The sequence below is a fragment of the Rhodanobacter glycinis genome (assembly GCF_006438785.1).
GTDB classification, from domain to species: Bacteria; Pseudomonadota; Gammaproteobacteria; order Xanthomonadales; family Rhodanobacteraceae; genus Rhodanobacter; species Rhodanobacter glycinis_A.
On sequence record NZ_RCZB01000001.1, the window covers coordinates 929,663 to 952,247 of the forward strand.

Consider the following 22,585-nt stretch of genomic DNA (forward strand, 5'->3'; position numbering starts at 1 on the left):
GCAGCCACTACTCGACTAGGCCGCCGCATGAACGCTCTTCCCGACCGCTACGCTTCCGATGAACTGGTCCTGCGGGAACCGGGTGACGGCCGCACGTTGGCACTGCGTCTCTCTAAGCGGTATGCGGCGAGGATCACCGGTGCTTTCGTGGTGCCCGGCCGTGAGGGGTCGTTTGCACCGTTGCCGGAAGATTTGCCCCCAGCGCTCGCACACGCCTTGCGCTCGCGTGGCATCGACCAGCTCTATAGCCACCAGGCCGAGGCATGGGCGGCGACGCAATCCGGTGCGCATGTCGCCATCGTCACGCCTACCGCCTCCGGCAAGTCGCTCTGCTACACGCTGCCTGTCATCACCGCTGCGATGACGCAGCATGCCAAGGCGCTTTATTTGTTCCCGACCAAGGCGCTGGCGCAGGATCAGGTGGCCGACCTGCTCGAACTCAACCAAGCCGGCGATCTGGGCGTCAAAGCCTTCACCTTCGATGGCGACACACCCGGTGATGCGCGCCAAGCCATCCGGTTACATGGCGACATCGTGGTCAGCAACCCGGACATGCTGCACCAGGCCATCCTGCCGCATCACACCAAGTGGGCGCAGTTCTTCGAGAACCTGCGCTACGTAGTGATCGACGAGGTGCATACCTATCGCGGCGTGTTCGGTTCGCACGTCGCCAATGTCATTCGCCGGCTCAAACGCGTGTGCGCATTCTATGGCGTGACGCCGCAATTCGTCCTCTGCTCGGCCACGATCGGCAACCCGAAGGAGCACGCCGAAGCACTTATTGAAGATGCCGTCACGGCGATCACGGAAAGTGGCGCGCCGACCGGCGACAAGCACGTGCTGCTGTGGAACCCGCCCGTGGTGAACCCCGATCTCGGTCTGCGCGCCTCGGCGCGATCGCAGACCAACCGGATCGCCCGGCTGGCGATCAAGTCGGGGATGAAGACGCTGGTGTTTGCGCAGTCGCGCACGATGGTCGAAGTGCTGACCAAGTATCTGAAAGACGTGTTCGACAGCGATCCACGCAAGCCCGCGCGGATCCGCGCCTACCGCGGCGGTTATCTTCCCAAGGAACGGCGCGCCGCCGAGCGCGAGATGCGCGCCGGCACCATCGACGGGATCGTGAGTACGTCGGCCTTAGAATTGGGTGTGGACATCGGCAGCCTCGACGCTGTCGTGCTCAACGGCTATCCCGGTTCCGTCGCCGCTACCTGGCAGCGGTTCGGCCGCGCCGGTCGCCGGCAGCAGTCGGCGCTGGGTGTGCTGGTAGCCAGCTCTGATCCGCTCGATCAATACCTCGTGCGGCACCCGGAGTTCTTCCAGGGTGCCACGCCGGAACACGCACGCATCCAGCCTGATCAACCGCTGATCCTGCTCGACCATATCCGTTGCGCTGCCTTCGAGTTGCCCTTCATCGGTGACGAGATGTTCGGCACCGAAGTGGCGACGCCCTGGCTCGACGTGCTGGGCGAGGAGGGCGTGCTGCATCGCGAAGGCGATCGTTGGGAGTGGATCGCCGACAGCTACCCGGCCATTGCTGTGTCGCTCCGGTCTGTGGCCGATGGCAACTTCGTGGTGGTCGATCGCACGAACGGTCGGCAAACGATCATCGCGGAGGTCGATTACACCGCAGCGCCAGTAACGCTCTACGAGGGCGCCATCCACATGATTCAGTCCGTGCCCTACCAAGTGGAACGGCTCGACTGGGAAGGCCGCAAGGCCTACGTCACGCGCACCCACGTGGACTATTACACCGACGCCATCGACTACACGAAACTCAAGGTGCTCGATTGCTTCGACACGTCCAACGCCGGATGTGGGCAGGCCCACCACGGCGAAGTGCATGTCGTGCGGCGCGTGCCCGGTTACAAGAAGATCCGGTTCTACTCGCACGAGAACATCGGCTTCGGTCCGGTCAACCTGCCCGACCAGGAACTGCACACCACCGCTGTGTGGTGGCAGTTGCCACAGGCCGTGCTGGATGCCGCGTTCGAACAGCGCCAGCAGGCGCTCGACGGTTTTCTCGGCGCGGCCTACGCACTGCACATCGTGGCGACTGTCGCCGTGATGGCCGAAGCACGCGACCTGCAAAAGTCCGTGGGCAGTGGCGACGGGGCGTGGTTTGTCAGTGCCGACATCAGCGGTCGCGGCCAGATCCGAGGCACCGACGGCCAGCCTGCTGCTCTGGCGGCCGACACTCCCTTCACCCCGACGGTCTATCTCTACGATGCCTTTCCCGGCGGGATCGGCCAGAGCGAACCCTTGTTCAACCGGCGCGAAGACCTGGTGGCGCGATCGGTGACCCTCATCGAGCGCTGTGATTGCCGCGGTGGGTGTCCGGGCTGCGTGGGGCCGGCGCTGGCCGCCGATGAAGACGCGGCCACAACACCGAAGGCGTTGGCCCTGCGCGTGCTGGCGCTGCTGGTGGCCCTGTGAGCGCCTTTGCTGCGAAGCTGCGGCAACTGCGCACGCAATCGGGACAGGCGTTGCCCGTTGCTCCCACCAAACCCTCCCTGTCATCCGATGTGTTGCGGCTGATCCAGGGCCGTTCCCGCCTGCAAGGTGTCAGACAGCCGCTCACCTCGGCCGATCGTACTGTGCCAGGGACTGAAGTTTCGCCGGGTCTGTTCCTCACCCAAGCTATTGTGGACTGGGGCCGGCCAACACCAATGATCGACACCACATTCGCGCGGTGGGAAGAGCCGGTCGCTTACCATCGGTTGCTGCACTTCGATACCGAGACCACGGGCCTTGCCGGCGGCACCGGCACGCGTGCCTGGATGATCGGCGCCGCCGACTGGCTTGATGATGGGCATTTCAGGCTGCGTCAGCTGACGATCACGCGCATGGGCGCCGAAACCGACATGCTGCGGATGTTCGCCACTTGGCTACGTTCGGATACCGTTCTCGTGAGCTACAACGGCAAGAGCTATGACTCACCGCTGCTGAAAACGCGCTATCGGCTGGCCCGCTTGCCTTGCCCGCTCACAGGCCTAGGTCACCTCGATCTGCTGCATCCCGTGCGTCGACATTGGAAAGGAGTGTGGGAAAACTGCCGGCTGGCGACCGCAGAGCGTGAGCTGCTGGGTGTGATCAGAGAGGACGATCTACCTGGTTCCGAAGCACCTGCGGCATGGTTGAACTATCTGCGTGGTGGCTCCGCAGTGAACCTCCGGCGCGTGCTCACGCACAACAGCCAAGATCTCAAAAGCGTGGCGGGATTCTTGCTTCACTTGGCGGCGTTGTCGCGATGACGTTGCATGGGCACGTCACATGGCGTCTGCAAGACTCGTCGCCGGTATCCTGTCCGCCAACCAATGGAGAATTCCATGTGCTACAGCGCGCAGATCTGGGCTGACTTCCGGAAATACGAACGCTTCGGCGGCAACCTAGATATCAAGGAATTCACCAAGCTCGCCGGCTGGACGAAGAAAAAGGGCAACTGGGTGAAGGTCGTGCCCAAGGCCATGCGCCGCGCCATGTCCGATGCTACGAGCGGCGTGCTGGACATCGGCACGGTCGAGTTGGCGCGCGAGGCAGACGCGGAGGCGATCGCCCTGATCGCCTCGGAGATCGGTGTCCAGGAAGCGCGCTTGGTCGAGGCCAACGCCAAGCTTGCATCAGCGAAACCGACCAAGAAGGCCGAGAACGATCGCCGCGTTGCGACCAACAAGATTGACGCCGGAAAGAAGAAGCTCGACGACATGGCCTCACCCGCGCCGGCCGATGGTATTGACCGGATCTGGCCGGGTTACTTTGCCCCGGTGATGATTCGCAACCCGGAAACAGGCGAGCGCTCGGTGGTGCCCATGCGCTACCGGTGTCGCTTACCTGGCTGGACGGAAGCCGACGAGATCGAGAAGCCCGGCACCTACAACGCACGACGAGACAAGCTTTCTACGGTGTGGCGGAGGGTATTCGGCCACCACCACGGCATCATGGTTGTCGACCGATTCTACGAAAGTGTCTATCTCCACAACTTGCAGCAGCGGCAGTTGGTGCCAGGGGAGCGCGAGCAGAGCGTTGAAATCCTATTCACGCCAGCGACCGGTGAGAATCTCTTTGTGGCCTGTCTCTGGACATACGTCGAGGCTGCCGGCGACGATCCCGGCTTCTACACGTTTGCGGTGATCACAGACGACCCGCCCTTGGAGGTCGTCGAGGCCGGTCACGACCGGTGTCCCGTTCCGTTACACGAAGACGACATCGATGCGTGGCTCGATCCAGACCCAAATGACCTCCCAACCCTTTACGCCATTCTCGACCGGCGTGTGCGTCCGTTCTATGAGCATCAACTGGCGAAGCCGGAAACCTGATGCTCCCGGACCGCAGCCATCGGAAACGCATGCCTGCCAGCTTGGATATCGCCATCGCTGGCAACGTGAAAAATCACTACATGGCGCCGACTTCCGGACGACACTGCGTACATCCGTTTGCGCACACCGATGAAGGTGACCAGTAGCACCGATCGATCATGATCAGCGCATCTGCATCCTCACCGGCGCGAGGCCACCGGCCGGAATCCGCAGTCGAAAGCGGCCGTCCCCTACCCTCGATAACCCGATCTAATCACCGAGCTTTGGAGGGCTTTTGTTCGCCCCGACACCACGCTTGATGAGACCACTCGCATTTAGCCGAGTGGCTGCGGGGTCGGTGTTGAGGCCGGCGATCGGTTGCTCCTGGAGCTCCACAACGCCTTGTCGGCCGCCTTCTCGTTACTCGTTGCCTCGCGTTGCGTTGCCTTCAGCTACGTGACGCCTCGACCAAAAAAATTGCGTACTTTCGGGAGCGTTGTATAAGCGATGCGCCCGGGAATGCAGAGCGCGACACGAGTCCCATTGTCCGGTGACGACTCGATAGAGAACTTCGCCGACATCTGTTTGGCGCGCTCGCGCATACCCGTCAAGCCCCAGTGTCCCGGCTTCTCACCTGAATCTAGGATGGCCGGGTCGATGCCGCTGCCATTGTCTTGCACCTCCAAAATCAGTGCGTCGGGACAATAATCCAGGTGAACGTCCAGTAGATTTCCACCAGAATGCTTATAGGCGTTGAACATGGCTTCCTTCAGGATGAATGACGCCTCTTCAAGAATCTCCTTCTTCAGATCTCGTTCGACGCCTTCAACCGACACCTTCAACACCATTCCAGAGCGACTTGCATGATCGTTGGCAAAGGCTGATATAGCCTCAGCGAGGTTGCCGTAGTCATCGGACCGCAACCGGGACACTTGATCCCTACTTTCCACAATGATCCCACGAGCTTGCTCAAGTGTTTGATTTAGAAATTGTCGCTCGGCAGCCCCTTCCGGAAGTGGAAGCCTGTTTACACCAGCCTGCATTTTCATCAGCAGTCCCGGAAAGCTCTGAAGCAACGTGTCGTGCAAATCACGCGCGATCCGTTCCCTCTCCGCATGACGTGCTTCTAAGCGAAGGCGCAGTCGGCGATTTACCTGACGCACACGAAATGCAAAAACTTGCCAAAGTACGAGAGCCACCATGCATGCGCAGAGCACCATAAACCAGAGCGTCTGATAAAACGCAGGCTTTATGCTGAACCCTACGTGGGCGCCCGCGTTGTTCCAGACACCATCCCCATTGGACCCGATGACATCGAAGTGGTGTTGACCTGGCCTAAGATTTGAATAGCTCACCTCTCGCTGCAAGCCCACGTCTCGCCATTCGTTGTCTAGGCCACGCATACGAATTTTTGCGTCCACACGTTCCGGCATGGTCATGCTCAGCACGGAAAAGGTGATCCGAACATTCTCGGTATGCGCCGGCAATGTAATCCCGTCTTGTGGCGTATAGGTCTTGCCATCCGCCTCAACAGAATCGATGACCACTTGAGGTGGTAAGGGATTGGAGATCAACTGCGCAGGGTCGAGCCAAACGACCCCGTTACTTGTCGCGAACCAGAGTCTTCCATCGGTACTTCTGATGATCGATGGGAGCGGAAATTGCAGTGCTGGTGAGCCAGGTAGTCCATCCAGTGTGTCGAACTTTCGGAAATGCATCGGATAGGACGGATTCATTTCAGCTTGGCGCACGTCTTTTGCTTGCACCTGGAAGACGCCGTCCAGCGTGTGGAACCACAAATCGCCCTGCGCCGAGAACACAATTCCCGTGACGTTTTTCAGCGAACCGCCATCGGCCAGCCCCACCATCTTCAACCGCAGCCCATCCATGTAGCCCAGTCCGTCGCTACCTCCTAGCCATAAGCTATGACCATCCTGTTGAAAGGCTTTCGCATCGCCGATTGCCACGCCTTGATTGGACCCCAACACCGTGACGTTATCCCCGTCAACGATGACAATTCGATTGTCCCTGTAGCCCAGCCAGATCCTCCCGGCGGTGTCGGTGAAGTCGACGCGCGGCGTGCCGCTGATAGACGATTTCTTCCACTGACCATTTGCCCATGTATACAGGCCCGCCTCTGATGTGCCGCCGACCGACACCCATAACGTGTCGTGCAAGTCTTTGGTTATTGCCAAGACAAGCGCAAATGCCGCCGCTTTAGCATTGGGGCGACTTGCGAGATGCTCGGCACCTGCATCGCTCATCTTCCAGATGCCGCTTACGCCTCCGATATACACCACACCGTCGCGGTCAGCGTATGCGGCAAGCGTGTAAGGCGGAACGTCAAACGTCTTGACCTTCGAGTCTTTGAGTTCCATGACCGGTTTCGAGGAACTTCCTGTCCAGATCGATCCATCCGCTCCGGCAGCCAATGCGAAATCGTGTGCGCCTGCCGGAAACGGGGCTGGCGTGAAATTGCTGCGACTGAATCGATCCACACCAGCGCCGGTACCGACCCAGATATTGTCTTCTCGATCGAGCAGCAGTGGCCACGCGTAGTCGCCACTAAGTCCGTTGGAGCTGTTAAACAGCTCCACTTTTTCGTTCAGCGCAGACAGATTCGTCTGTTCATTGATCGCATTTGACGCGATATGGCGTATGCCGTCGCCCAATCCATTGATCCAAAGCCCACCCTGACGATCGAATAGCATGCGATCTGCAGAGTTCGTCGCTATGTTTCCGGGAACCCGGACTGGCGTCGAGGTGCCGGTTGTCCAGCGTTCAATGGTGCCGCGCAAATGCGCGACCCATATGCTGCCGTTGGAGGTTTCTACGATGTGGTGCACGGACCCCTCTCGTTCCAGGGGCACAAATTGCTTGGCATTCGCGGCACGGTAAAACAGCCCCGCTGGAGTGCCCACCCAAAAAGCATCGTCACGCGCAATCAACAGGAATGTCGCGTAGTTACCCTTGAATCCCACATCGCCACCAATGTTTTCCCAATGCCCTCCGACGAGGGTGTAGAGACCTCCAGCACCGTAAAGCCAAATCGCAGCATGCTGATCCTCAGCAAACCCTTCAATTTGGCCATGCTCAGGAAGCCCGGCCTTTGAGCCGTACTGAGTGATGTGACCATCTTTGAGAAAACCTACGCCGCCGAATTCGTAACAGATCCATAGGCCGCCATCGGTACTGGCATACAAGCCGTAGACGGGGCGTCCCGAAGACAATTCTCCCGGCAGTTCTTCAAAGCGCTCGAAGTGCACTCCGTCAAAGCGGTATAGACCGTGATCGGTGCCGATCCACAAATAGCCATCCGACGTTTGCGCTAATGCGGCTACTCCGGTGGGCGCGCCGCTTTTGCCCGTCCATGCAACATGCTGGTAACGATCAAGTGTCCATGGTCGCGACTCGGCGTGGATCTGGCATGACAGCAAAAGGATGACGGCGACCAGGACCCATCCACAGAATGCCCGAGTCGCGTTCCATTTGTGGCGCATCACGAAATCAAAGACCCCCATCTCTTCCTGCGCAAAATGACTACGGATCGTCATGCGGGATGATTCCAGGCAGGTTGTCAGCGCGGCTAGCCTTCGCTCAATCTCTTCTAACGCACGTAGCTTTTATACATTCCCAATCAACCTCGTACAAGCGATGGAGACTGCGCTGCGCTAGCTTTGGTATCAACGTGAGCATTGCGAAGCCGCTTGACCAATGGGCCCGCCGGAAGCGCTTTTTTGATTTTAGAAATTCTCTTTGGCCAGAACGAATCTATGGGCTGAGGCGCGGGTCCGCAGACCACTGAAGGAGAAACCCATGCGCATCGTCAATTTCGACAAGGGCGGCGTCCCCGGCATTGCGGCGGATGACGGTTCGGGCTGGTACGGCCTTACAGAGCGCGAAGCCGGATTTCCAGGAACTCTCCCCGAATTGATTGCACAAGGTGCAGATCTGTTGCGCACAGGCAGAGACCTTCTTCCCATGCACTCAATCGACCTGAGCTCAGTACGGTTGATGCCACCGGTGCCCAAGCCGCCGAAAATCCTCTGCGTTGGTCTCAACTACGATGATCACCTCGAGGAAAGCGGACTCAAAAAGCCGGTCTATCCCGAAATCTTCGCGCGGTTCGCGACGAGTCTTATCGCCCACAGTGAGCCGATCCGTCTGCCACGCGAATCGCTCGCGCTTGACTATGAGGCAGAACTCGCTGTGGTGATCGGCCGGGGCGGACGCCGTATCAACCACGACAGAGCCCTCGACCACGTTGCGGGCTACTCCCTCTTCAACGATGCGACGATCCGCGATTTTCAACTGCGCACGCCGCAATGGACGATGGGCAAGAATTTCGATGGCACAGGGGCGTTCGGCCCCTGGCTGATGACTCCCGATGCACTGCCACCTGGCGCTCACGGGTTGCATATTCAAGGTCGCTTGAATGGCCAGGTGATGCAGGATTCGTCTATCGACAAGCTCATTTTCAGCGTCCCCACGCTGATTGAAATGATCAGCGTCGCGATCACTCTTGAGCCGGGTGACGTGATCATCACTGGAACACCCGGTGGCGTTGGGGCTGCGCGCAAACCACCTGTTTACATGCAGCCAGGCGATGTCTTCGAAGTTGAGATCGAGGGGATGGGTATCTTGAGCAACCCTGTCCAGCGCGAATCACAAGAGGAGACGCCGCGATGAGAAAGCTATTTTCCGCGACCCCTGCACGCATAGGACGAGGCAATGGGCCATCAGAGAACGATGCAGTCCCCGCCTCTCTGGTCGATGGGACACCAACTGATCTGAAGACGGATCTCATCGCTCTCCTGGGAAAACAGAACGTCCTCCACAGAGCGATCGATCTCGTCCGGTTTGCCTCCGATGCGAGCCCGTATCGGCTCATCCCTCAGGTTGTCGTGCAGCCTCAAAACACCGATGACATCGTCAAGCTCTTCCGCTATTGCCGAGAGAACGGGAGGCACGCGACGCTCCGCGCCGCGGGAACTAGCCTGAACGGTCAATCCCTATCGGACGATCTACTCATCGACGTGCGCCGGCATTGGTACGGCGCCAAAGTGGAGGACGATGGCTACCGAGTGCGCACGCGCCCAGGAATGATCCTAGCGCACATCAACGCAATGCTCGGGCGATACGGCCGACGGCTCGGGCCGGATCCGGCAAGTTCGAAAGCGTGCACCATCGGTGGCGTGATAGCCAACAATTCCGGTGGGATGCGCTGCACCGTCAAGAACGACGCTTATCAGACCGTCTCGGCGATGACATTCGTAATGGCTTCCGGCGCTGTAATCGACACCTCGGCGTCCGACGCGGAGGCAGCGTTCGAAAGAGCCGAACCGGACCTAGCAAGAGGGCTGCTGGCACTTCGCGAAGAGCTGCTCGCCGATCGGGAACTAGCCGATCGCGTGCGACGAAAGTATTCGATACGGAACACCCATGGCTACCGGCTCTGCGCGCTGCTCGACGGCGAGACGCCACTCGAAATCTTTCGTCGTCTTCTTGTGGGATCCGAGGGCACACTGGCGTTCGTCGCCGAGGCTGTGATCGGCACACTTCCTGCTCCTAACGTGACCAGCGTCGCCTGGATACCGGTCCCAACCATCGACGAAGCGGTCAGCCTTGTCCCAAGCCTCGTCGGTCTCGGAGCCACTGCCGTTGAGTTGATGGTCGCCCCCGCTCTCACTGCTGCCGGCAACGCCTTCGCGAAGACCCCCTGCTATTGGAAAACACTCGATCCAAAAGCGGCTGCCCTGCTCGTGGAGTTTGGTGCCGAGGACGTGCCAGCGCTTGAAGCCTTGCAGAACAAAGTCTTCGAATTGACCTCCCACGCCAATCTACTCCACTCCGTAGAGTTCACTAGCATGGAGGAAGCCGTTGAGCTGGCGTGGCACGTACGCGAAGGACTGCTCGGACTGATCGGCAAGCTGCGTCCGAAGGGCTCGACGCTCATAACCGAGGACGTGTGCTTTCCGCCAGAACGACTGGCGCAAGGGGCTAGGGACGTCCAGGAATTGCTCAGTAAGCACGGTTTTATCCCAGGAGTTGCGGGCCACGCAGCCCACGGAAATCTTCACTTCACGCTGGTCGCGGACTTTGGCGATCCAAAGGATCACACACGGTACGAGGTCTTCATGAAAGAACTCGTCGATCTCGTCATCCACAAACATGACGGCTCGCTAAAAGCCGAGCACGGTACCGGTCTCAACATGGCGCCCTTCGTCGAGGCCGAATGGGGCGCAAAGGCCACCGCCATGATGTGGCGAATCAAGGAACTCGCCGACCCTAAGGGCATTCTTGGGCCGAATGTGATCCTGACCCGCAACGCAAAAATCCACCTGGAGAATATGAAATCGGTGCCGTTGATCGAGAACGTCACGGACTCCACGCAATGCATTGAGTGTGGATTTTGCGAACCGGTTTGTCCCAGCCGTAATGTCACCATGACGCCAAGGCAGCGGATCGTGACTAGGCGCGAAATGGCCCGTCAATCGCCCGAATCACCGATGCTTGCCAAACTGCAGGAGGAGTATCAATACGACGGCATCGAGACCTGCGCCGGTGATGGTACATGCGCCATTCCCTGCCCGATCGGAATCAATACCGGTGCTCTGATTCGTGAATTCCGTGCGAAGGAGACCACGTCGGCGGCCGACAGCGTCGCATTGCGACTTGCCAAGAACTGGAGCGCGGTCGAGACGCTAGCCCGAGGCAGTCTGTCCGCCACGCATGCTTTCTACACTCTATTCGGAGTCAAGCCGCTGAAGGCGTTGACCGGGATTGCGCGAGCAGTCGTGAGTCCCGATCTGATACCCAGTGTGCCGGGTCCTATGCCTCGGGCAGCTCGGGCTCCGTCGTCGACCAAAAAGAACGGTGCCGCAGCCGTCTACTTTCCCGCCTGCATCAATCGGATGTTTGGCCGCGATCCGGATGGTCCGGCTTCGCCTTCCTTGCCGGAGGCTTTCGTCACACTGTCCGAACGAGCCGGAAAGCCGTTGTGGATTCCGCCTGATGTCGCCGGTCTATGTTGCTCCACCCCTTGGAAGTCGAAAGGCTATCCCAAAGGCCACGAGTTCATGGCCAAATCCATCGCCGACGCCATGCTGCGGTGGAGCGACGGCGGTAAGCTCCCGATCGTCGTTGATGCAGCATCGTGCACCCTCGCACTCAGCCAGGATATTGCTTCAATACTCGACGCCGAAACCAAGGCCAAGTACGAGAGTCTGACCATCATCGACTCGATTGCGTGGTGTCGCGACCTGCTTCCGAAGTTGACGATCCGGCGGAAACTCGGACGGATCGCCGTACATCCAACGTGCTCGATCACGCATTTGGAATTAGCTGGGGCGCTCAAGCAAATCGCGACGCATTTGGCCGATGATGTCGAGGTGCCGATTGGTACGACCTGTTGTGGCACAGCCGGAGATAGAGGCCTCCTACATCCCGAACTCGTCGTCTCGTCGACCCGCGAGGTCAAAGCCGTTCTGGATGCTCACCCGGCTGAGGCCTACATTTCAGCGAACCGAACCTGTGAGATGGGACTTCGGCATGCGACCGGGCGACCGTATGAGTCGTTTGTTTTCCTGCTCGAAGAGTTGAGTCGTCCGGAGGCGCGCTGACGAACGACCCGAGCGCATCGAGACGTTTTGTTTTCTTACCGACAGATCGCCCCCATGAACGCTTCGGTAAATTGCGAATAGTGGCCAGCAGAACTGTTGCGCTATGCCTCACCACATCCAACTCGGCCTCGTTCGCCGCTGCTCGCGAGTTGCCAAATGCCGCATAAGGCCACGCAAGCAAAAACTTGGATCCCGCTGAAATCGGGCCTCACTAAAACGATCACCGAATAGGAGCCACCCATGCCATATTCTGACTACAAATGTTTCCACATAAAGTTCGAATCCGGAGTCGCATTCGTTAGCATCAATCATCCGCCGATAAATCTTCTTGATGAAGTTCTGTCGCCGGAATTCGACAAACTCGGCAGAGAACTCGAATTCGATGAGAGTGTCCGCGTGATCGTCTTGCAGAGCGCTCTTCCTGATTTCTTTATTGCCCACTCTGGTTTGGGCCGGGTTGGAGCCGCTTCCAAATTGGTATCGCATACGCGCAGCTTCCGTCTTACACAGATGATCGGCGAGCGCTTCAGAAACATGCCCAAGGTCACCATTGCCAAAATCGAAGGACGGTGTCGGGGCGGCGGGAGTGAGATCGCGCTAGCCGCTGACATGTGTTTTGGTGCCATAGGCAAAGCGATCTTTGGCCATCCAGAGGTTGCGGTTGGGCTTGTTCCGGGTGGCGGCGCTACGCAACGATTGCCACGGGTCATGGGGCGCGCGCGCGCCTTGGAGGTGCTGCTGAGTTGCAATGATCTCTCGGCGGAGCTGGCAGAACTTTACGGTTATATCAATCGAGCGTTGCCGGCGGATGAGTTGACGCCCTTTGTCGAGAAACTGGCTCACCGTATCGCTGCATTTCCTGCGCATACCATCGCTCATGTCAAGGCGGCGGTGGACATTGGAGCATTTGGCTCCTTGGCAGAGGGGCTTCTGGTGGAAGCCCATGAGTCCGATTTGAGTGTCGCTAGCGAGGTGTCGCAGGCGCTCGTGAAGGAAGCATTGACGGTCGGCGCCGAAACGTATGAAGGCGAGTTGGAGATGGATTTTATAGGCAGACTCTCGCCTGCAAAATAACCCCGACTAAAGATTGGCCGCACTCACATGCATGATGCGACGTTGCTCACTGCTACGCATGATCCAATTTGTATCGAGGAAGATGCATGGTTTGTACGATGGTATTCAGTTCAATGCGGCAGGCCAGGCTAAATGGCTCAATGGGCGACTTTCCAGCGCTCAGCGAGAGCTTCTGTATTTCATTCAGCGTCATATTTTTTTTAGAAAAATTAGCCGTTATCTTGCGCATAAGTGCCTCAGCTTCCTTCACGACTTCGCTGGAAGATGTAAGCCTCATTCGGCCTACCAGCGCGTGGACTTGCAGCAAGTTCTCGAAGTCCTCTATGTCACGCGTTAACGAACTGACGTACAAGTGCGACGCCTGGTTAATAAATTCAGAATATAGGGATTCCCTGGACGCCACGCTCCTGGTCAGGAATTCTCTGCGAGTCGTGCTCCTCTGCAAAATGACGTTACTTAGAACTGGCGCGAGCGCGCCGATAGCAGAGCCAGTGAGAGCAGACAATGTGCCAATCAATGCCGTTTCCATAAGCACTCTTACGAGATTAGGGTCGAGATGATGTAGGGACGCTTATCCAGCTCCCATACGCTTTATTGTCACGACATCATGTACCTTTTCCGCCACTCGACAATTAGCTGGCAGCTAGAAAGGGCTGGGTACCGGCGCCCCTCATGATCATGCGGCCGTTCTATTGTACTAGCCTGCATGTTCCTTCGTTACCGGAACAGCCCCACTTGCGCGCAGCCCTTCTATTTCGGCTACGCCGAATCCCAATTGCAGGAGAATTTCGTCATTGTGCTCTCCGATCTTCGGAGCGCGCCTGGCGGACACTTTATCGACACCATGCACCTGAAGTGGGCTACTGATGGTGGAGGTCAGCTTTCCACCCGCACCTTCAAGCGGAACAATGATGTTATTTGCCAGAAGCTGTGGATCGCTAATGACCTCTCTCGGATCTCGCACAGCGCCGAACGTCACATGAATACCTTGGAATACCTTGTACCAATACTCCATCGGCTGTGTGCCGAAAACTTCATCGAGGATGGCAGTGAGCTGGGGCATGTTCGCCATCAGCTTCGCCGGCACGGAAAATCTCGGGTCGGTCAGGAGGTCGGGGCGTCCAATTGCTGTCGCCACAGCCGCCAACTTGTCGGATGTGACGACAAGAACAAACCATGTGTCATCCGCGGCGCGATAGACATTCATCGCTGCATTCGCGGGGTTTTTGCGATCGTGCAACCCAAAGAACTTCGCGTCGCATAGCGCGGCCTGGATAGACACGCTTGCAGACCAGATGCCTCCCGCAAGTAGCGAGGTGGTGACATGTGCGCCTTCCCCCGTTCGCTCTCGACGATACAGCGCGGTAACTATCGCAGAATAGAGGCTGACGGCGGTTGCATTGTCGCCGCTGCCCGCCACCGGCCAAGTGGGCGGCGCCCCAGCATCCCGCGTCATCGACAACAACCCGCTGCGAGCCCAATACGACGTAATGTCAAAGCCAGGGAGATCAGCGTCAGGCCCTTTTTCGCCGAATCCTGTGATGTCTGCATAGATCAAGCGCGAGTTCCATCGAACAACATCTTGATATTCAAGCTTGAGTCGTGCGCGTGCCGGATGCGGCGTATTGACGATAAGAACATCTGCCCATTTGACGAGCCTTTCCAGAACCTCCTGTGCGCGCGGGGATTTGAGATCAAGCGCCATGCCTCGCTTGTTGCGATTGGCCAAGTGCCAGGGGTATGCATCCTCGGCGCTCGGTTGTGGTGGGACGTTGTGCGCATGCCGCCAAAGTTCGCCGCTCGGCGGCTCCACTTTGATGACGTCAGCGCCGAAGTCGGACAAAATTACCGCAGCACTCGGGCCTGCGATGAAGCTCGCCAAGTCGACTACCTTCAGCCCCGAAAAAATATTTTCGCTTGCCATGTTTATTCTCTTTAATTCGCAGTGTGCGGCAGTGACTTCAACGCCCCCGAAACTCAGGTGCACGCTTTTCGAGGAAAGCAGAGGTACCTTCCATCTTGTCTTCGCTGGCGGCGCAAATGCCGAAGTAGGCAGCTTCCAGTGCGAGCCCTGCGCTTTGGCTGGTCTCCATGCCTTTGTTCGCCGCATCCAAGGAAAACTTCACAGCGATGGGCGCGTTGGCCGCGACCTGCTTCAGGATGGTTTCGGCACGACCAATCAGGCTGTCCGCAGAAACGACTTCGTTGACAAGGCCAATGCGGTAGGCTTCTTGCGCGGAAATAGTTTCGCCGGTGAGGATCAGTTGCAACGCACGCCCTTTTCCTACAAGACGCGGCAAACGTTGCGTTCCACCCCCGCCGGGCAACAGGCCTAATTTCACTTCGGGCTGTCCGAATCTGGCATGTTCCACAGAGATTCGCATGGTGCAGGCCATGGCCGTCTCGCAGCCTCCACCAAGTGCAAAACCATTGATCGCAGCGATCACCGGCTTGCCGAGATTTTCTATAAGGTCCAGCACACCTTGCCCGAACCGGCTGGACTCCTCCGCTTCGTAGGCGTTCAAATGCGCGAGTTCACCGATATCGGCGCCAGCAATGAATGCCTTGTCACCCGTACCGGTGAGGATCACGCCGCGCACGGAGGTATCGGCTTTCGCATCCTCGAATGCAGCTTTCAGATCTGCCCATGTCGACGTATTCAGAGCGTTGAGCACCTTGGGTCGATCGACTGTCACGTAGGCAATCAAACCCTTTTTCTCGTATAGAACGTTCTCGAGGTTCGGCCCCGTCGTTGAAGATGGTTCGAGTGCCGAAGTGGTTATGGGCGAGGTCATTGTAAGGACCCTCCAACTGTAGCCTTCGACTTTGTGAAGTCAGGCTGGCGCTTTTCGAAGAATGCCGTGATGGCTTCCCTAGCATCACCCGACTGCAAACGCGATGCGTACTCCCGGAATTCGAGTTCCGCGGCAGCCGTCATTTGAGCGGTCAAGGTGCGCCTCATTAGCCGCTTGCTCGCGCGAACGGCCCCAGCCGGCTGTCGTGTCAATTTGTGTGCCGTGCCCAGAGCTGTTGCCATGAGGTCTGCCTCGGCCACGATGCGCGTGATGAACCCCAGCTCCGCCGCACGGCGTGCATCGAACTGCAGCGCTAGTAAAACCAATTCCGCTGCGGCGAGGTAGCCGATCTGGGCGGGAAGCCAATAGCTCGTTCCAAGCTCCGGTACCAGGGCGAGATTCACGAAAGGCATCTGGAATCTCGTATGCTCCGCGGCATACACGAAGTCGAAGTGCGTGAGCATGGTCGTGCCCCCGCCGATGGCGACGCCATGCACCGCGGCGATAAGTGGCTTGTCGAACTCGATTAACGCAGCGAAGAAGCGGGCCTGCGGGCTGTCGTCACTCTTGGGGGGGTTATGGAGAAAATCCTCGAGGTCATTGCCCGCGCAGAATGCATCGTCGGCTCCGTGCAGGAGCACAACCCGCGTTTCGTCGTCCTTGGCAGCGGCATTGAGCAGCTCGGCTACTGTCGAGTACATGTTGGAGGTCATTGCGTTCTTCTTTTCCGGTCGATTGAACTGGATTCGAAGTATGTTCTCGAAGCGCTCGGTCACGATCTCAGGCATTTCCATCTCCTTAGATTTTCTGGTTGGTCGCCGCGACGCGCGTCAAACGAAGGCGCCATGACCGGTGATGGCTTTACCGACGATCAGATTCTGCATCTGATACGTGCCTTCGTAGGAATAGAGCGCCTCGGCATCGGCAAAGAAACGCCCGACGTTGTAGTCGGCGAGGATGCCGTTGCCTCCTAGCAGCTCGCGCCCCCAGGCGACGGTTTCGCGCGACTTGGCCGTGCAAAATGCTTTCGCGAGCGCGGCCTGGTGATCGCTGAGTTTCCCTTCGTCATCGAGTTGCGCAAGCCGAAGCATCATGCACTGGCACGCGGTCACATTGGCGAGCATCTTGGCCAGGATGTCCTGCACCAACTGGAATGAGGCAATCGGCTTGCCGAATTGCGAGCGCTCCTGCGTGTATTTGAGCGTGGCCTCGAACGCGCCCATCTGGATGCCGGTGGAAGCCCAGCCCACCATGTAGCGCGTCATCCGCAGTACGCGTGCGGTGTCGCGGAACGAGTTGCCGCCCTGCAGGCGATTCTCCTCCGGCACCCGGACGTTGGTCAGCGTGATCTGGCCGTTCTGAACGACCTTCAGCGCGATCTTGTGCTCCATCTTTTCGACGACGAAACCGGGCGTGGTCTTGTTCTCGATGATGAAGCCTTTGACCTGATTGTCATCCAGATCGCGTGCCCAGATGATCGAAATATCGCACCATGGCGAGTTGCCGATCCAGCGCTTCTGGCCGTTGATAACCCAGGTATCGCCTTCGCGCTTGGCCGTCGTATTCAGACCGCCGCTGGATCCCGAACCGACCAGCGGTTCGGTCAGCCCGAAACAACCGATCTTTTCAAAGCGCGCCATCGGCGGCAGCCACTTCTGGCGCTGTTCTTCAGAGCCGTCGAGAAAAATCGAGCCCATGGCCAAGCCGCTGTGTACACCGAAGAACGTACACATGGATGCATCGGTGCGCGCCATCTCCATCGTGACGTAGCCGAACAGTTTCTGGCTACCGCCGGCGCAACCATAACCCTCATAGCCAAGCCCGCCGATGCCAAGTTCCTTGAACGAAGGCAGCAGTTCGAACGGAAACGCGTCATCGGACCAGTATTTGTTGATAACTGGCTGGACCTTGGTTTCCATGTAGGTCCGCACTTTTTTGACGACCGCTCTCTCCTCGGGCGTGAGAAGCTCGACGAGCAGATAGAAATCGCCATTCGGTACTGGCACAGGCTTCGGCCCGGCGGCCCTGTTCGTTTCGGTCGCTGTGGACATGTAGAGTTCCTATTCCTGCGGCTGGAAAGCCGGAGGATTTGAAAAGGTGTGATCGATCTTGGCGCTGATGCCTGATTTCAGTTCGATGTAGTTGAGCGGAACTTGTCGGCTTTGTTGCGCAGCTCAATCAGTCCGAGCAGAACTTCATCGCGCTCCGCCGCCAGTTCATCGATCGAGCGCGAACCGACCTCGGCATGCACGCCATCGATCAGTTTTTGTTGGACTTCGGGCGTCAGCTGCGGATTGCCCAGCACATGCCACCAAGCGGTCATCGGCCCGATGAATTGCTGGAAGAAGTGCTCGATGCCGCCTTGGCCGCCACCGAGATGATTGAGCATCACCTGGCCCATGATGCCCCAGCGCAAACCAGGCCCCCAGCACAGCGCGGTATCGACATCGGCGACGCTGACGACGCCGTCGGCGACGAGATGGTAGACCTCGCGTGCCAGCGCGGCCTGCAAACGGTTCGCCACATGCCCAGGTACTTCCTTGTTCAAGCGGACGGTCCGCTTGCCGAGGCCGGTATAAAATTCAGCGGTACGTTCGATGGTTTTTTCTGAGGTCTTGGCACCACCGACGATCTCGACCAAGGGCACCAGATGCGGCGGATTGAAGGGATGAGCGATGACGCAGCGCTCGGGGTGCAAGGCACATGCCGACTGGATCTCGCTCATCGTCAAGCCTGACGAGCTGGAAGCGATGATCACGTCGGCATGCAATAGCTCATCGAGTTGACGGTAGAGCGTCTTTTTGAAATCGATTTTCTCGGGCCCATTTTCCTGCACGAGATCGGCATCTTTAATGGCATCGGGAAGGGACGCCGTGAACGACAACCTATCCTGTGAGGTTCCAGCTGCGAGACCGAGCCGCTGCAGTGCCGGCCAGGCATTGGCTACAAAGCGCCTCAACGCTGCTTCCGCGTCCGGCGCAACGTCGGTGGCGACTACATCAAGACCTTTGGCAAGGAAGAGGGCGGCCCAACTGGCGCCGATGACGCCTGTGCCAATAATCGCAATCCGGCGAATGGGTTTGTTTTGCGACATCGTCATTGCTCCTGCGGGATTTCGGCGTAGGCGACACCGGCCAGGTTGCCCTGTGCGTAAAGAACATTTTGTCTATGGGAGCCATCGAGCCGTGCGGAGTAAATCGATCCGCCAAGATCGGTCACGAACATGCGATCGCCGGCTACATTCAGGGCGATGCCGATGCCTTCCATCAGATGGTGTATCAGGATCTCCGGCTCGGCCGGCTTGTCGTCGATAGAGGCGCGATTGACGGTATTGCCACGCGGAGGATCGCCGCGGTCGGTCCAGTAGAGCACACGGCTATGGACGTCGAGTTCAAGGTCGATCGGTTCCGGCAGGTCATCGAAAAAGATTTCGATGTCGGTTCTGGTTGCTGCCGTTTGACCCGCTGGAATGTTGAGATTAGCGCGCAAGATGCGGCCGAGCCCGGCATCATCGGGTCCTTTTTGCGTCCAGTAGATCCGTTCGTATTTCCCATCGATCGCCAGTCCGACACACCAGCGCCTTTGATCGTGGCGATCGGTGTCGCCATGGCCAGTCTCGACCAGTGTCTCCAGCTGCGAGCCATCACGGTTGCAGCGCATGACACGCATTCCTTCGCGATCGCACCAATAGAGCTTGCCGTCTCGCTTATCAAGGATGATCTGCTTCGGCGTGTGGGTTTCTCCCTGCGCGATGATCGTCTTCCGATTCTTGCCGTCAATGTCCGCGCGTTCGACCGAGCCATCGTTGAGACTCGGCACACCCATGTTGGTCCAATAGATGTGACCCGCATCTACGTCAACCGCGATGCCATCCGGCAACCGGCAATCCGTTACGATGGTTTTACGGTCCGAACCATCCGGATTCATGGAATGAATGCGCCCAGCGTTCAACTCAAGCACAAAAAGACGAGAGACGGTGGCTTTGACGTCAACGTCTCGATTGTTTCCTTTGATAGTTTCAGACATGGGATACCTATCTATCGATCTGACACGAAATTGGTCAGATCCAAAGCGCTACAGTGCCGCGAGTGACGCTTCTGGTATTGAATGAAACCGCCACCATAGGGACGATTGTGATTTTTACTAATTCGATTTCAGGCGAGCTTCGAGTCACTAATTGCGTTTCAAATGGTTGTTATTTCATTTTTGTTTCATCTAAATGAGAGAACCAAGACAACTATGAAAATCGGCTGGATCCGACTTCCCACGCCAACGATTGCAAACACGAGCGCATCGTCGATGCTCACGGAAATCGTCGGGATGAACGATATCTGCGCACGAGGTGCCTACCGCTTGTTCGTCCGTTTCTCACTCCACCTGCTGCAAGATTGACGCGGTTACCACCGTGGCAGAGAGAACTTCCCTTGGCGTTTACTGTCACTCAATGGCCACCGTTGCCTCAGGCATACATGTGAGGCGATGCCCCATAAGCACAGGCTCCCTTGGCATGACTAGACTGGCCGTCGTTCCTCTGGAGAGTCGGCTCTTGATGATCAACCTTCCTCCCAATTTCTCGGCTCGCTCGCGCATACCAGCGATTCCCCAGTGGCCTTCTTTCTGGCATAACTCAAGGCGCTGCTCGCTGACACCGATACCGTTGTCTTGAATCGAAATCTTCAATCCGCGTTTCGCGTAGATCACGACAACAGAGATGTTTTTTGCAAGCGAATGCTCAAAAGCATTTCGCAAACCCTCGCGAACAACAGCTAACACCTCGACTCGTACCTTTGGCCGCAGTTTCCAGGGCGAACCCTTGATCTTTAAAGTGAATTTGGCCTTCGAATCTGAGGCAGCGCGTTCTCCCATTTCCAGGGTCGTGGCCACCCAATCTTTTTCGTCGTCGTCGGGCAAGCGAAGCGCATTGATTGCGTTGCGCCCGTCCACGACGATATGACGAAGCTTTTTCTCAATCGTTGTCGCGCGCTCGCGCTCTTCTTCCGGAAGCCTGGAGGAAAGAACTTCAATCTCAAGCAGGATTCCCTGCAGCCCCTGCAACAAGGTATCGTGCAGTTCTCGCGCTATGCGCTTGCGCTCGGCACGCCTCTCATCTTCCAGAGGAAGATTCCCTTGTTCTGTGCATCCAGGCCGTAATCTGTTTAAGTTCCAACGCGCGAAGACCAGTGTCGCGCCACTCCCCAGCAGCCACATCCAGCTCGAGGAAGAAATGGATAGCCCGCTCCACACAGATACAGCCTCAGTAGCCGGCACACTTGCCTTCGGCCACCTGTATATCTGCATGCCTTCTTGATAGAAATTGGAAGATTCCTGATCTCTTTTGTAGAAACCCACAACGCCTGGCGGGAAAGCGTGTAGGCAACTCGCATTTGACGGCTCGCTAGCTACGAACTTTTTCTAAGCGCAAATGGGCAGCCGCGGCAAAGAAATGCCGAGGTATCTGAGGTAAGTCCGACGCGACAGGTGACGTCGCGGGCCCAAGCTGCTTTCACAAGCTCCCTTTGCGAAGCCGTATCGCCACATGCAGCTTCGCCAGCCATGCAGGATCTTGAATAGTCCCTCCAGTAACCTCTTGGATCCGCTCAAGCCTATAGTTCAGCGTATTGGGGTGGATCCCCAAGATGTCAGCCGTTTGCTTGCGCTTTTGGAACTGATCCAGATAGCACTCCAAGGTTCTCAATAGATCCGGTTCATGCGACAGCCGCTCAATGAGGGACTCTAAGTAGCGAAGAACGTTATCTGAACGTCTCGCGCCTTCGTTCAGCGCGATGTCTGAATACCTATACACACGATTGCCGCTCTCATCGCGCTCACCGACTTCCAGTGCCTTGACCGCTTCGTCCACGGAACCGGACCAACCGGATGGGCCCAATCCCATCATCCCGACACCTACCTGTTTGAACTCGGGGACGGTCTCGACTAATCGCGCAGCCAACTCTCCCATTCTTCGATCACTAGCGAGAAGCGAATCACCTCGAATGCAGGGCATCCAAAAAATCAATCGCCCGCGATACATCACCCTCACAAGATCCGACCCGCTAATCTTGGCCATGCGCGTGACAACCAATTGCACTCGGTCTAGCTCGGCTTCCATGCGGGATGGCATCGTATCTATCGCATTCGTATCGAACGCCAACGCGACCCTCGCGATGGTCGGATCGATGCCAATGGCCTCCGAGACTCGATTGAACTCGTCTATATCGCCGGGTGGGCTAAAGATCAGATTGCAGAGTTCGTATCGCAGTGCGTCCTTCCACCTTGACTGCCCGTGTTGCTCCTCCATATAGGCGATTGCGATCGACTGTGCCATTTCGTCGAAATGATCGAGAAGATACGGTGATACGGTGAAAAGAAGCTCGTTCTGTACTCCCTGGTGCTTTGACGCGAGCTCCAGGTAAGCGTTCCACAGCTCTTTTGAGCCGACTCGATAGGCTCTTAGGAGTGACGCGAGGTCAACACCTTGATGAACACGTCTTCGCCCAAGATTTCGAAATATCTCCATGTCTTCATCGGAAGGACTTTGTCCCGTCAACATGGAGTTGAACCAAAGCGCTGCTGAGAGCCGAATCGACTCCATGACATCGCTCTTGGTGCTCGATGACAGGTTGTTGTAAGTCCCGTCACTTTGCGAGATCGCCCGATAGGACCTCTCGACAATCATGCTCGGATCTCTCGCATATTCCGCAGTCACTTCGCGAAGTTTTCCCGTTACTTTTGGAATTTTCATCTTTGCACCGACACAATTAGGTAGTGATCGTTCCCAAGCCCACAGCTGGGTAGAAGA

General features: G+C 57.7%; 16 protein-coding genes. 6 read left to right on the top strand and 10 right to left on the bottom strand.

Annotation, left to right across the window (positions count from 1 at the left end; translation table 11 throughout):
• Nucleotides 1–27 precede the first annotated feature (27 nt).
• The 3 genes from EAH75_RS04610 to EAH75_RS04620 all read left to right on the top strand — a co-directional run bounded on the left by EAH75_RS04610 (nt 28) and on the right by EAH75_RS04620 (nt 4,316).
• Nucleotides 28–2,436 carry a DEAD/DEAH box helicase gene (locus EAH75_RS04610; RefSeq protein WP_140804518.1) on the top strand — a complete coding sequence of 803 codons (2,409 nt, stop codon included), beginning with the start codon at nt 28–30 and terminating at the stop codon, nt 2,434–2,436.
• Nucleotides 2,433–3,254 carry a ribonuclease H-like domain-containing protein gene (locus tag EAH75_RS04615; RefSeq protein ID WP_140804520.1) on the top strand — a complete coding sequence of 274 codons (822 nt, stop codon included), beginning with the start codon at nt 2,433–2,435 and terminating at the stop codon, nt 3,252–3,254. The genes EAH75_RS04610 and EAH75_RS04615 overlap by 4 nt, the downstream gene beginning before the upstream one ends.
• A gap of 75 nt (nt 3,255–3,329) precedes the next feature.
• Nucleotides 3,330–4,316, top strand: coding sequence for an SOS response-associated peptidase family protein (locus EAH75_RS04620; protein WP_140804522.1), 987 nt, complete (start codon nt 3,330–3,332; stop codon nt 4,314–4,316).
• A 431-nt stretch (nt 4,317–4,747) separates the two neighbouring features.
• On the opposite strand, the gene EAH75_RS04625 is transcribed toward EAH75_RS04620, so the two are convergent.
• On the bottom strand, nt 4,748–7,849 hold the full coding sequence (locus EAH75_RS04625) for a sensor histidine kinase (RefSeq protein ID WP_140804524.1): 3,102 nt from the start codon (nt 7,847–7,849) through the stop codon (nt 4,748–4,750).
• A 262-nt stretch (nt 7,850–8,111) separates the two neighbouring features.
• On the opposite strand from EAH75_RS04625, the gene EAH75_RS04630 reads away from it, so the two are divergent.
• The 3 genes from EAH75_RS04630 (at nt 8,112) to EAH75_RS04640 (ending at nt 12,991) form a co-directional block, all read left to right on the top strand.
• Nucleotides 8,112–8,984 carry a fumarylacetoacetate hydrolase family protein gene (locus tag EAH75_RS04630; protein ID WP_140804527.1) on the top strand — a complete coding sequence of 291 codons (873 nt, stop codon included), beginning with the start codon at nt 8,112–8,114 and terminating at the stop codon, nt 8,982–8,984.
• Nucleotides 8,981–11,917, top strand: a complete 2,937-nt coding sequence (locus tag EAH75_RS04635; protein WP_140804529.1) for an FAD-binding and (Fe-S)-binding domain-containing protein — start codon at nt 8,981–8,983, stop codon at nt 11,915–11,917. The genes EAH75_RS04630 and EAH75_RS04635 overlap by 4 nt, the downstream gene beginning before the upstream one ends.
• A gap of 240 nt (nt 11,918–12,157) precedes the next feature.
• A complete protein-coding gene (locus EAH75_RS04640) occupies nt 12,158–12,991 on the top strand; it encodes an enoyl-CoA hydratase/isomerase family protein (protein WP_140804531.1) in 834 nt (277 codons plus the stop codon).
• A 52-nt stretch (nt 12,992–13,043) separates the two neighbouring features.
• Here EAH75_RS04640 and EAH75_RS04645 read toward each other — a convergent pair whose 3' ends face one another.
• From EAH75_RS04645 to EAH75_RS04685, 9 genes are all read right to left on the bottom strand, one after another.
• Complete coding sequence (locus EAH75_RS04645; protein WP_140804533.1) at nt 13,044–13,520, bottom strand: hypothetical protein; 477 nt, start codon at nt 13,518–13,520, stop codon at nt 13,044–13,046.
• A 168-nt stretch (nt 13,521–13,688) separates the two neighbouring features.
• Nucleotides 13,689–14,915 carry a CaiB/BaiF CoA transferase family protein gene (locus EAH75_RS04650; RefSeq protein ID WP_140804535.1) on the bottom strand — a complete coding sequence of 409 codons (1,227 nt, stop codon included), beginning with the start codon at nt 14,913–14,915 and terminating at the stop codon, nt 13,689–13,691.
• A 37-nt stretch (nt 14,916–14,952) separates the two neighbouring features.
• Nucleotides 14,953–15,786 carry an enoyl-CoA hydratase-related protein gene (locus tag EAH75_RS04655; RefSeq protein ID WP_140804537.1) on the bottom strand — a complete coding sequence of 278 codons (834 nt, stop codon included), beginning with the start codon at nt 15,784–15,786 and terminating at the stop codon, nt 14,953–14,955.
• Complete coding sequence (locus tag EAH75_RS04660; protein ID WP_140804539.1) at nt 15,783–16,574, bottom strand: enoyl-CoA hydratase-related protein; 792 nt, start codon at nt 16,572–16,574, stop codon at nt 15,783–15,785. The genes EAH75_RS04655 and EAH75_RS04660 overlap by 4 nt, the downstream gene beginning before the upstream one ends.
• Before the next feature lie 42 nt (nt 16,575–16,616).
• Entirely contained in the window at nt 16,617–17,837 is a 1,221-nt protein-coding gene (locus tag EAH75_RS04665) for an acyl-CoA dehydrogenase family protein (RefSeq protein ID WP_140804541.1), read from the bottom strand.
• Nucleotides 17,838–17,914: 77 nt separating this feature from the next.
• Nucleotides 17,915–18,880 carry a 3-hydroxyacyl-CoA dehydrogenase NAD-binding domain-containing protein gene (locus EAH75_RS04670; RefSeq protein WP_140804543.1) on the bottom strand — a complete coding sequence of 322 codons (966 nt, stop codon included), beginning with the start codon at nt 18,878–18,880 and terminating at the stop codon, nt 17,915–17,917.
• Nucleotides 18,881–18,882: 2 nt separating this feature from the next.
• On the bottom strand, nt 18,883–19,812 hold the full coding sequence (locus EAH75_RS04675; RefSeq protein ID WP_140804545.1) for a 3-hydroxyacyl-CoA dehydrogenase: 930 nt from the start codon (nt 19,810–19,812) through the stop codon (nt 18,883–18,885).
• A 411-nt stretch (nt 19,813–20,223) separates the two neighbouring features.
• Complete coding sequence (locus EAH75_RS04680; RefSeq protein ID WP_161596287.1) at nt 20,224–20,994, bottom strand: sensor histidine kinase; 771 nt, start codon at nt 20,992–20,994, stop codon at nt 20,224–20,226.
• Between the two features lie 295 nt (nt 20,995–21,289).
• Nucleotides 21,290–22,528 carry a PucR family transcriptional regulator gene (locus EAH75_RS04685; protein ID WP_140804549.1) on the bottom strand — a complete coding sequence of 413 codons (1,239 nt, stop codon included), beginning with the start codon at nt 22,526–22,528 and terminating at the stop codon, nt 21,290–21,292.
• Nucleotides 22,529–22,585 lie beyond the last annotated feature (57 nt).